Below are 10,179 nucleotides of genomic sequence, written 5' to 3' on the forward strand. Positions count from 1 at the left end.
ACTACTTCTTGGCACCGAGCGTCCTGTTCTTAAGGCGCATTTGCATACCGTGGCATTTTCTGCACCTTGTGGCAGTGATCGGGTTCTTGCCCCCGCACTTGAAACATATCTTGAAGAACAGCCTGCGTTGCTGCGCAATCTGTTTTTTTGCTGCGTCGGTGATTGGCATCTTGTGTTACTTAAAGACCAGCTGTGCAAGGCGCATTTCTACCTTTCTATTCACTTTGTAGGGAATACGTAAAGGACTACAAGCAACTCATTGTTTCCAAAGAACTCGTGGGTCATTCCCTTTGGCACAAAAATAATACTTCCATCTCTTACTGGCACTTCGGCGCTTCCCAACTTCAGCATGCCCGAACCTCGGATAACGTAGTAGAGCTCGTCCAGGTCGTGCGCAGTCTGTGTGTCCTTGGCTCCCGGCGCAAGTTTGATGATGCCGGCCTCGAGATGCCCGAGCCTTAGAAAGTCAAAGAAGTACTCGCCTGGATTCCTATCGAAATAAAGCTCGAGCTCGTGCAGGTCAAACACTTTGGCGTCTTGGTTTTTCTTCATGGCTCATGCGCCTATCTGGTCGCCAGGATGTTAGCAGCAATCGTCAGGAGCGTATGATCACTTGCCTTCGGGTTCTTCCTTTCCGTCTGCGGAGTTGGCTTTAGGGTCGTCGCCCAGTTCCCTGTCGATGCGGGCACGCAATGACATGAAGCTGGAGAATCTGGTGTTCCACTGTGAGAAGAATGCTCTCTCCCGGATGCCTATGAAAAGCCAAGTGATTGCCATAAAGACCGTAAGGGAAAGGAACAGGATGACGATTCCTCCGGCCTCCGGCGAGCGTTCAAGCAGGAAGACCAGCAGCCTCGGATGGACCGCGAATATCGCCGCAACTATAAGCGACAGCGGTCCGAGAATGAACGCGGAAACAATAAGGAAGGTAAATAGACCCCTCGTCGTATTGAGGTGGAAAATCAGTTCGTCTAGCACCTCAAAGATGCTCTCGCGTCTATTTGGCCTGTCTTCAGCCATCGCTATAATCCTCCTTGCCCATCGAGCGCATAAATTGCTTCGTTAACTTTGTTACCTCTGCTCTCACTTCTTTGAGTCCCTCCTCGGGAACATCTCTTCATAGGGATCGAGTATCTGCCTGCAGAATTCCTTCCCTTTCTCTGTGACGCTGTACTTTACTATTTTCTTGTTTCCCCAAGGCTCTTCGGTTTTCTTGATAATTCCTTTTGATTCCATGTCATCCAGTATGTCCTTGTGCTTTACCAAGTTCAGGCCGCAATAGCTGAGCAGCGAGGTCTGGTTAAGTTCGCCGTATTCGGTGAGCTTTAGGATAATGTCTTTGCGAATATAGATCCTGTCTCGGTACTCGTGCGACATTCAGCCTGGCGCCTCTGTGAACATGTCGGACAAGAACCAACCAGCCATTTTTTGCTCGCCTGCTTGGCAGGCAGGCTATACTTCAAAATGGCTCATTAAAGTACGTTTAGGATTAACACTGTTCTGCCAGTCGCCCGAGCCCTAGAGAATCTTGAGCCTAATTTTAGATACATTCACAGCTCGTCCATCCCAAAGTTGTGGTAACACTGGTTGCACCTGAACTTTTCACGGCCAGGGTTGCCGGAAACTACGTCAAGTTGGCTCTTGGTCTTGCATTTCGGGCATCTGCCATAGATTGTCTTCTTTGGCATCGTGTCAAGATATTGGTGACATAATCTGCAATATAATAATACCCTGATTGACAGTATGGCACCAGTCGCACTGTCACACAAAGTACCCCCCAAACCTCGGCTTGCCGATTATTCTGCCGCTTTTCCTGTCTCTCGATATCGTCGATTTCCTGGGCACCATGCCTTCGGTTGGCACGAGGTACAGGGCGTCGTAAATATTGACCAGGACGTATTCGTACCTCCACAACAAATACCTGTCAACGTCATTCATAAGGCTCTTGACATGAACAGCTTCCTGTGTTCTTCCGGTCGCCAAGAGCACGTTATCTTTCCATATCTGATACTTGTCCCACGTTGTATCCGAATCTTGCGGCCTGTTCCGAGCGAAAAGTAGTGAGGGTCTATAGCCGACAATAAGCCCAAAAGACAGCATGAAAAAGCCCAGAAGAAAATTCATGCCCCTGCCCATATCCAAGATTCTCTGAGTAAAAACATGCGAGGTCGAAGCGTTTTGTTGGTCGGCCATACCGGGAGTAGGCGGCGCAGGAGTTGTGGAACCAAGACTCGCGGGAACTATGGCGCCGTTGACAAGGACGCATCCAAGAATGCAGGTCACAACAGACACTATGCCTTTACGAATTACCGATAGTAACAATACGAAAAAGCAGCCTATCGCTACCACCTGCAAGCCAATGATTGCAGGACCCCCTAGTGGTTCGACTCGTGAGGATGTCAGGAATATTAGTGCCAAGGTGGACATCACGATCAAGTCGAGTACAAAGAGGCCATTACTGCGACGCTCGAGCCAGCCTACAGAATTTGGCTGTCTGGCTTTGTCAGAGGTCCGAGAAACCATTCAGGACAGCTTCCCTACCCTATATCTTTGGACGATGTTGCATTTAACGTTCTTGCCTCCGCAACAGTTTAGTTTGACATCATCTATTGTCAGGTATCTGCAGTGGCACCCTTTGGATTTCTAAAGAAAAAAGATTCGCCTCAAAAGGAGCCTGAGGATGCGGCCGGCAGGATTGCTTCCGGGTCCGGCTTCGAATCCAACCCATCGGAGCAAATCCCGATATCGCGGGCGCAGGATTTGCTGCGTGACTTGGAACTCGAGAAGGTCAGGCGACTTTCAGTTCAGCTCGAGCCGGTCAAGACGGCAGTAGAGGCGTCTCTTTCTAACCTCGCAGCGATTGCCAAGGAGATGGAAAACGAGGAGATTAAACTGGAAGGATTGGAGCAACGCCATCGTTCCGTAATAGAGAACTCGAGAAAGACGGTGGTGGCAAGCCTCAAGCGCGAGGCTGCGACCGAATTGACCCTCCCCGCGACCGCTAACGATGCAAAAAAGTTCCGGGAGCGGATGGAATCGCTTATGAGGAGATTCGGCGAGGTCAGCGGTTCCCATAGCAAGCTTTTGAACGTCTTTCTGAAAAAACATGCGGCGCGGATGAAGCGCGAGTTTGAGCGGCTTGAAGAGCAGCTTTCTATCACGCGCTCGGCGGTATCGGAACTTGAACAGGACAGGGCTCCTATAATCCGCTGCACCAGTTTGCTCAACAGCGCCTCCCAAATGATCCCTTCGCTGGCCGCAATGGAATCTTCAATCGCGGATCTGCGGGCACTGGCAAGTGATCTCGAAAGTCAAATCGAGTCGACCCGCATCGCTCTTGACGCACTGCAGTCATCGGATGCTTATCGTCGTGCGCAGGTTTCTCTGGCAAACATGAGCGAGCTGGAGCAAAAAAAGAAGGAGAATGAAAACAGCGCAGATAAGCTGTTCTCACACATTTCCCGGTTGTTGACAAAGTACTCTTACGGCGTCGACAAGGAAACTAATCGCCTCCTTACAATCATGATCGAGGAGCCGTCGCAGGTCTTTGAATCAGATGCCGGGCCGTTCCTCATCCTGTTATCTAATGTCCGCTCCTCCCTGGTTACAGGCAATATAACGGTTAAAGACGGTGAAAAGATGGTCGGTTACCTGGAAACCCTGGTAAACACGCTTCCCTCCTTACATCAGCGGAACAGGGAAATCGCTGCTCTGCTTGACGGGCTTGCCCGAGAAGACGAACTGCAGGCTGCAAGCCAGGCAAGGAGCCTCGAAAGAGCATTATCTGACCAGCAAGAGCGGCTCTCGAGCACCCGTCAGTCTATCGAGCTTCAGAGCAGGCAGCTCACGCTGAAAAAGGGTGAAGTTGTTGCCCTTTTAGCTGAAGCCGAGTCGGTAATCTTTTCGCTGACGTCGCCAAAAAAATATGCAATCCGCGACAGTTAGCGCACGAGTCTCTGTGGGAGGATATGTTTCAAATCGCAACGCGAAAAAAGCTCTGCTGACGCACAGCATGTGGTGCTCCCACCAAGGGAGACTTGCAACACATTCATCTCCAGAATAGCGAAATGACGCCGAGGCCTAAAATGCAAAGGCCGCCGTATGAAATTTGTCGGATGCCTAGATATAATCCAAGCAGGGCCAGACCCACGCCTGAAGCCATCATCAGAACCTCTCCTTTTCGTCGCTGACTCTTGAAGAGGCGTATCTGTGCCATTCCGATCAGCTAGTTAATAATTGCGCTTTATAAAACTAGCTTGCAAGGCCTATGCCAGTGCGGTGCTCTTGTTAACCGGTACCGTTAGGGTGCGATCTCGGCCAGCCTGTTTGATGCCTGCCATATCACTAGCGTAATGCTTTAATATCGCTTGCGATATTGCTAGTGATATGATATCTGAATGGCTATCCCGTGTTGGAAGCGCTATCCCGAGAGGGTTCTCTCGGCAATATATCCTCAGCCTGCTAAAAGAACAGCCGATGACTGGCAAAGAGATTATCGACAAGGCGACGGTACAGAGTGACGGCAAGTGGCGGCCGTCTCCCGGCCTTATCTATCCCCTTCTGAAGCGCCTTGAGGGCGAGGGGTTGGTCACTATGGATGACGACGGCAAGTACGCCATAACAAAGAAGGGAAAGATGATTACCGAAGATCTCGAGTCGTTTAGCGGAGTAATGCAGAAGCAGATCGATGTGGTACTTCGCGTCGGCAACGTGGGTAAATTCGTGGCGATGGATGTCATTGACCGTCTCTCAGCTGTGGGATCTGCTCTAAGCTCGAATCTCGATTCAATGACAGAAAAGGAAAAAGAAAAATACAGAGAGTTTCTGCTTGCCGAGCTTAGAAAGCTTGATGAAAGCAGCACTTCTGGGTCAGGCGGCACAAAAGTGAAAGTGGAGTAGATCTGTTTTCCGACTACAGAATCATCTACTAGGGGAATACTAGAGAAGTTTTTATCCAACCCCTGTACTCCCACTTGTTAGTGAAGTACCGAAGTCGAACGGACATCGCCGCGGCAATTCTTGAAATTGCTCTTGATGGCGCGATAAAAACCAAGATCATGTACAAGGCTTTCCTTTCCTTCCCACAGCTGAAAGAATATCTTGGTCTGCTTGAAGAGCGTGGATTGCTCTTACACGTCGTTGGCGATCAGGAATATCGTACAACTGACAAAGGAAAGGAATTCCTAAAGATGTACAAAGACATCGGTCAGATAATGTTCCCGCCGAACTACTCAAAAAAACCGACAGCGCTACAGAAAGGCTGACAGGCTCTTGATTCCTACTATGGCCTGCTTTAGCTCAGTGGCGCTCACGCTAAGCTTCATGGCATCATAAGCTGACGCATCTGGCGTTTGAAGCGGAGAGTGGACCGAGCGCTCCCGCAAAAAGTGTAGTGCAACCTGCACTCGGGCGTCTCTTGCCTGCATGCCTACACCGTCCACTTTAATTATAGAGTTTGAAGGGGCATCAGCGATTGCGTCGCCCAAATTCTCCTTGAACATCTTTGCCCTCCCGATCTCCTCGAGTGCTCCCAAGTACCAGCCCGCGGCGACATCAACTTTGCCGTCGTTTACTGCAGTAAATGCAGAGTCAATCTGTTCTACAGCTCTTCTTCGCGCTGCCGCTATCCGTTCCTGCTGGTTCACTTACAATCTGCGCATGGCCGAGGTATTTAGATTAAACCCATGGCCAGGGCTTGACGTTTCTAATCTCGCATTGTTTCCTGATTACGCTTCTTGCCAGACTTGATGCTTCCTCTTCTGCCTTGCCTGACTGAAGGTATTGCAAGAACATCTGTTCGTATAACGCCTTGGCCCTGCCTTCTCCAAATTCCTTGTATTGACGAAAAGAAGGCGCTGACTTGGGAGCGTTGTTTTGTGACATCATTTCCAGATGCTCACGCCTGCAGTCGACGCATCCCTCTTCAAAGCGGTCAAGATGGACTGTGCATTTGGCCAACTACATCACAGGCTCTCGGAATGTATCAAGCCGCCCGTTACTGCCTAACTTGATTCCCATGACTTCAAGAATCCGAGAGGCTTCGAGGGAACCTTCCCTTGATACTATACTTGAGGCGATCTTGAGCCGGTATGGGACCGACCAGTGCTGGCCTATCTTATATTTTCCATGCATCTCGACCGGAGTCACTTTAATTATCGCCACTTCCTCCACAACTCGCATACTGGCCGTCAGTGGGTCATAACCTCCTTCCTTTTGATACTTTTTCATCAGCGCATTCAGGGCCATTGCCTTCTCAATTGCATCGCCGACGATTTCAGCCCTGCCCTTGATTACCACGCTTATGTACAGAGTGTCCGCCTGCGATGCGTCGGAAGGGTGAAAATAGTATGAAGGCAGGAAGCAGACGTGCTGGTCTACTTCAAATCCTACGCGTGAATTTCTTTTGAGGTTATCTAGTTTCTCACCGTGTGGATGGGAGTGCATGTACACGCAGCCGCTCACGAATACAAAGTTCATTGGTATCACCTGCGGAAAGCCTCCTTGGTCAATCGTTGCAATGCGCCCGACAGGCTGCGTATTTAGGAATTCTTCAATGCTTCTGGCCGACTGGATCTCGAAGCGTTTTGTCAGCTGCACGACTGCTCGCCGAAAAATGGTGAGTCATGCTCCCGTTAAAAGATAACGGAGTCGTGGATTCGAGCGAGTGGGGAGACGGATTTTATAACAGTGAATGCGCAGATTGCTGTCCTCAAATGGAACCTGAACGAGAGCCGATGGTCTTTAGGGTCAACCAGCTTACTGACACAGGCGCAAATGTGTCCCTAGCGCTGTCTGAGGATGTTGAGCTGGAATCAGTCTCGCAGCAGCAGATGATGCTCGAGGCGGTTGAATCATCAGTAACTGACAAGGAAGTAAAAGAACAGATAAAACCACTCCTCGAAGCAATTATGAGATCCCAGCCACAGACCTTCATTCGCACCTACCCTCAGACCGTAATCCAGGTGACAATGCCAAGAACAAGCTATGAACGGATCGGGAGTCCAAGGGTAGGAGACCGCGTCCGAGTAGAGCTTAGCAGGGTCACCTAACCTCGAGCTCTTTATTGAGCCTGTCTAGCTCCGTAATGGGAAGCGAGCAGGTGAAGTCCCTGCATACATATGCCGTCTCGCTTGCATCCGATGCTGCTCGCCCCTTGAAAAACGCGAGATTTTGCAGCGACCGGATTTGTTCGACCGAGGCGCACACGATCACCGCACTGGGAAGGAAAGTGCCGGAGAGCCAGCGTGCCATCGGGCCATGAGCCGCCTTTGCAACGAGCGCTATCTCGACTGGCTTTTTCACGTACAGGTAAATGGAAATCAGCAGCTGGCCGAAGCCAAACGGGTTCTCCGCAGCAGCCTTGCCTCCTGCCTCCATCACCTTTTCCGAGTGCGTCAGGTATTTTTGCTGTCCCGTAATCTGATAAAGCCTTGAAAGATTGTAAGCCGCCATCGAATTGCCGCTTGGAACTGCAAGATCGTAAAAGTTCTTGGTTCTGATTATCAGCCTCTCGTGATCTTCTGAAGTAAAGTAAAAGCTTCCCTCCGTAGGGTCCCAAAAGCGTTCTAGCATGAGGTCTGCCAGCCTTGTAGCGAGGTCAAGGTAGCGGATCGATGGGTCAATTGAGAAAACATCTATCAGAGAACCAACAAGGAACGCATAGTCATCCAGGTAAGCGGCATTTCTTGCAATCCCATCCTTGAAGCTGTGATAAAGCCCATTTCCCACCTTGCTGGAGAGCCGGCGTTCAATGAAATCGACCGCCTTTCTCGCGGCGTCGAGATACCTCGGGTCGGAAGTGGTCTGATAACCCTTCACAAAGGCCGAAATTGCAAGGCCATTCCACGATACGAGAACCTTCTCATCCCTTGAAGGCGGAGTCCTTTTTGCCCTGTACTCGTAAAGCGCTTTGCGTGACTGGGATAGTATGTCGGAAACGTGGTCTTCTGTCAGTCCGTACTTGGTTGCGAGTGCCGCCAGTGGCGTTCTCACGTTCAAGATGTTCTTGCCCTCAAAGTTGCCAGCGTCTGTAACCCCATAATAATCGCAGAAGAGCTTGGCCTTTGCCGTGTCGGCCAGGACCTGTTCTATCTCGCTTTTTGACCAGACATAGAATTTCCCCTCGACTCCTTCAGAGTCAGCGTCAATGGCAGAGTAGAAACCGCCTTCAGGGTGAGCCATCTCCCGCAGCAGAAAATCAAGCGTTCTACGCACGACTGACAGGTACTCTTCTCGTTTGGTCACCTGGTATACCTCGGCGTAAAGCTGAACCATCAGCGCATTGTCGTACAGCATCTTCTCAAAGTGAGGTACTAGCCACTTTTGATCTGTTGAATACCTCGAAAAGCCTCCTCCTAGATGGTCGAATATTCCACCGGCTGCCATCTTATCGCACGCGAAGAGCACAAAGTCCCTGAACCTAGAGATGCCCGACAAGTCGTAGTACCGGAGAAGAAACATCAGGTTTGTGGGATTTGGAAACTTTGGAGCCTGCCCGAATCCGCCGTAAATTGAGTCTCCCATCTGCAATAGGCTCACTGCGGCCTCATCCAAAATGGAACGCGATAATTGCGAGGACGCGGCGCCTGGCGAAATGTCTCTTGAAGTGTCTGCCAGAGCACGCATGAACTCAAGGCTTGCCGCCTCAATTTCGCTCCTCCGATTCTTGTACGCATCGGACAATTGCGTCAAGATAGCTGGAAAACCTGGCATACCGTATCTGCCGCCGTCTTTGGGAAAGTACGTCCCGACGTAGAAGGGCTTCTGGTCCGGCGTCAGGAACACCGAGAGAGGCCAGCCGCCGGTACCCGATGCTAGCTGACATACTCTCTGGTAGATGTCGTCTATATCGGGTCGCTCTTCCCTATCGACTTTGATGTTGACAAACCTTTCATTCATCAGATCCGCTACCTGTTGATCTTCAAAGGACTCATGAGCCATAACGTGGCACCAATGGCAAGAGCTGTATCCAATACTCAGAAAGATTGGCTTGTCTTCACTCCTTGCCTTGGAGAGGGCCTCTTCTCCCCATGCAAACCAATCCACGGGATTATGAGCATGCTGCAAGAGATATGGACTCGTTTCATTTGCAAGCCTGTTCTTTTTCCCCCTATTCTCGCTCGGTAAGACTCCTTCTACCACCAAGATACACTGTTTACCAAAACTGGGTCGCCACGCTATTTAGAGTTGTTTTTTGAGGCGGGGAGGAATCTGGTCCGGCATCGCGCAATACCTCTGCGGTCAAGCTTTTCGCCCGCAGGAAAATGCTAAGTGAAGCCTATAGTTGTCTGGAGAAATACGTCAAAGCCTTTATTAGAAAGCGTCTACATTTTTGAGTTGAAGTCCCAGTCTAGCATCTCATTGCGGGATACAATGCGAAATAACAGAATTGATGCTCGTTTCTCTAAAGGTTTATATCAGTGACTCGTAAAGGTATCGAGCGAACGCATCAGTCAAGGCGGCGTCAGTGATGATGTTGGTCGTAGTGCCATTTTGTGATTCACTGACCTCCAGTTGCGCTCATACTATGGGGATTCAATGTAAACATTGGATCTGACATTGGCACACGAACCCAACGAACCCGCACAAAACAGGTCGTCCGGTCGTACTCTTTAAAAAATAATAGGATTGACTCCGGTTGATCCTGCCGGACCCGACTGCTATCAGAGTGGGACTAAGCCATGCGAGTCAACGCCGTAAGGCGTGGCATACGGCTCAGTAACACGTAGTCAACATGCCCAAGGGACGTGGATAACCTCGGGAAACTGAGGATAAACCGCGATAGGCCAAGATTTCTGGAATGGATCATGGCTGAAATCTACATGGCCCTTGGATTGGACTGCGGCCGATCAGGCTGTTGGTGAGGTAATGGCCCACCAAACCTGTAACCGGTACGGGCTTTGAGAGAAGGAGCCCGGAGATGGGCACTGAGACAAGGGCCCAGGCCCTATGGGGCGCAGCAGGCGCGAAACCTCTGCAATAGGCGAAAGCTTGACAGGGTTACTCTGAGTGATGCCCGCTAAGGGCATCTTTTGGCACCTCTAAAAATGGTGCAGAATAAGGGGTGGGCAAGTCTGGTGTCAGCCGCCGCGGTAATACCAGCACCCCGAGTGGTCGGGACGATTATTGGGCCTAAAGCATCCGTAGCTGGTTCTGCAAGTCTTCCGTTAAATCCACCTG

General features: G+C 50.5%; 14 protein-coding genes and 1 rRNA gene. 5 read left to right on the top strand and 10 right to left on the bottom strand.

The window, feature by feature from the left end; all coding sequences use genetic code 11:
* Position 1: 1 nt before the first annotated feature.
* From ABI361_03865 to ABI361_03890, 6 genes are all read right to left on the bottom strand, one after another.
* Positions 2–169 carry a 50S ribosomal protein L40e gene (locus ABI361_03865; GenBank protein ID MEO9319788.1) on the bottom strand — a complete coding sequence of 56 codons (168 nt, stop codon included), beginning with the start codon at positions 167–169 and terminating at the stop codon, positions 2–4.
* Positions 170–219: 50 nt separating this feature from the next.
* The gene (locus ABI361_03870) at positions 220–552 is read right to left on the bottom strand and encodes a cupin domain-containing protein (GenBank protein ID MEO9319789.1); all 333 of its coding nucleotides are present in this window, start codon (positions 550–552) and stop codon (positions 220–222) included.
* Positions 553–609: 57 nt separating this feature from the next.
* On the bottom strand, positions 610–1,020 hold the full coding sequence (locus ABI361_03875) for a hypothetical protein (GenBank protein MEO9319790.1): 411 nt from the start codon (positions 1,018–1,020) through the stop codon (positions 610–612).
* A gap of 63 nt (positions 1,021–1,083) precedes the next feature.
* A complete protein-coding gene (locus ABI361_03880; protein MEO9319791.1) occupies positions 1,084–1,377 on the bottom strand; it encodes a winged helix-turn-helix domain-containing protein in 294 nt (97 codons plus the stop codon).
* Between the two features lie 173 nt (positions 1,378–1,550).
* Positions 1,551–1,688 (bottom strand): hypothetical protein, encoded by a 138-nt coding sequence (locus ABI361_03885; GenBank protein MEO9319792.1) that lies wholly within the window; start codon positions 1,686–1,688, stop codon positions 1,551–1,553.
* A gap of 73 nt (positions 1,689–1,761) precedes the next feature.
* A complete protein-coding gene (locus tag ABI361_03890; GenBank protein MEO9319793.1) occupies positions 1,762–2,523 on the bottom strand; it encodes a hypothetical protein in 762 nt (253 codons plus the stop codon).
* 102 nt (positions 2,524–2,625) lie between these two features.
* Here ABI361_03890 and ABI361_03895 point away from each other — a divergent pair, with 102 nt between their 5' ends.
* From ABI361_03895 to ABI361_03905, 3 genes are all read left to right on the top strand, one after another.
* Complete coding sequence (locus ABI361_03895; protein MEO9319794.1) at positions 2,626–3,945, top strand: hypothetical protein; 1,320 nt, start codon at positions 2,626–2,628, stop codon at positions 3,943–3,945.
* A gap of 441 nt (positions 3,946–4,386) precedes the next feature.
* Positions 4,387–4,899, top strand: coding sequence for a PadR family transcriptional regulator (locus ABI361_03900; GenBank protein MEO9319795.1), 513 nt, complete (start codon positions 4,387–4,389; stop codon positions 4,897–4,899).
* An 80-nt stretch (positions 4,900–4,979) separates the two neighbouring features.
* Positions 4,980–5,264: a winged helix-turn-helix domain-containing protein gene (locus ABI361_03905; GenBank protein ID MEO9319796.1), complete on the top strand. Its 285-nt coding sequence runs from the start codon at positions 4,980–4,982 to the stop codon at positions 5,262–5,264.
* Here ABI361_03905 and ABI361_03910 read toward each other — a convergent pair.
* From ABI361_03910 to ABI361_03920, 3 genes are read right to left on the bottom strand one after another with little or no spacing between them, the layout of a single operon-like run.
* Positions 5,250–5,645: a hypothetical protein gene (locus ABI361_03910; GenBank protein ID MEO9319797.1), complete on the bottom strand. Its 396-nt coding sequence runs from the start codon at positions 5,643–5,645 to the stop codon at positions 5,250–5,252. The two genes, ABI361_03905 and ABI361_03910, sit on opposite strands and share 15 nt — an antisense overlap.
* A gap of 31 nt (positions 5,646–5,676) precedes the next feature.
* The gene (locus ABI361_03915) at positions 5,677–5,958 is read right to left on the bottom strand and encodes a hypothetical protein (GenBank protein MEO9319798.1); all 282 of its coding nucleotides are present in this window, start codon (positions 5,956–5,958) and stop codon (positions 5,677–5,679) included.
* Positions 5,959–6,597, bottom strand: coding sequence for a pyridoxamine 5'-phosphate oxidase family protein (locus tag ABI361_03920; GenBank protein MEO9319799.1), 639 nt, complete (start codon positions 6,595–6,597; stop codon positions 5,959–5,961). It lies immediately after the preceding gene.
* 116 nt (positions 6,598–6,713) lie between these two features.
* Here ABI361_03920 and ABI361_03925 point away from each other — a divergent pair, with 116 nt between their 5' ends.
* Entirely contained in the window at positions 6,714–7,049 is a 336-nt protein-coding gene (locus ABI361_03925; GenBank protein MEO9319800.1) for a hypothetical protein, read from the top strand.
* Here the strand turns inward: ABI361_03925 and ABI361_03930 are convergent.
* Entirely contained in the window at positions 7,042–9,141 is a 2,100-nt protein-coding gene (locus tag ABI361_03930; protein ID MEO9319801.1) for a thioredoxin domain-containing protein, read from the bottom strand. The genes ABI361_03925 and ABI361_03930 overlap by 8 nt on opposite strands.
* A gap of 489 nt (positions 9,142–9,630) precedes the next feature.
* Here ABI361_03930 and ABI361_03935 point away from each other — a divergent pair.
* Positions 9,631–10,179, top strand: a 16S ribosomal RNA gene (locus ABI361_03935); the annotation flags it as partial.

This window comes from Nitrososphaera sp., from assembly GCA_039938515.1.
Classification (GTDB): domain Archaea; phylum Thermoproteota; class Nitrososphaeria; order Nitrososphaerales; family Nitrososphaeraceae; genus Nitrososphaera.

Coding starts and splice junctions, on each gene's coding strand:
- ABI361_03880 (MEO9319791.1), bottom strand. CDS start 1,377: ATGTCGCACGAGTACCGAGACAGGATCTATATTCGCAAAGACATTATC.
- ABI361_03875 (MEO9319790.1), bottom strand. CDS start 1,020: ATGGCTGAAGACAGGCCAAATAGACGCGAGAGCATCTTTGAGGTGCTA.
- ABI361_03900 (MEO9319795.1), top strand. CDS start 4,387: ATGATATCTGAATGGCTATCCCGTGTTGGAAGCGCTATCCCGAGAGGG.
- ABI361_03885 (MEO9319792.1), bottom strand. CDS start 1,688: ATGCCAAAGAAGACAATCTATGGCAGATGCCCGAAATGCAAGACCAAG.
- ABI361_03865 (MEO9319788.1), bottom strand. CDS start 169: ATGCCAATCACCGACGCAGCAAAAAAACAGATTGCGCAGCAACGCAGG.
- ABI361_03890 (MEO9319793.1), bottom strand. CDS start 2,523: ATGGTTTCTCGGACCTCTGACAAAGCCAGACAGCCAAATTCTGTAGGC.
- ABI361_03870 (MEO9319789.1), bottom strand. CDS start 552: ATGAAGAAAAACCAAGACGCCAAAGTGTTTGACCTGCACGAGCTCGAG.
- ABI361_03925 (MEO9319800.1), top strand. CDS start 6,714: ATGGAACCTGAACGAGAGCCGATGGTCTTTAGGGTCAACCAGCTTACT.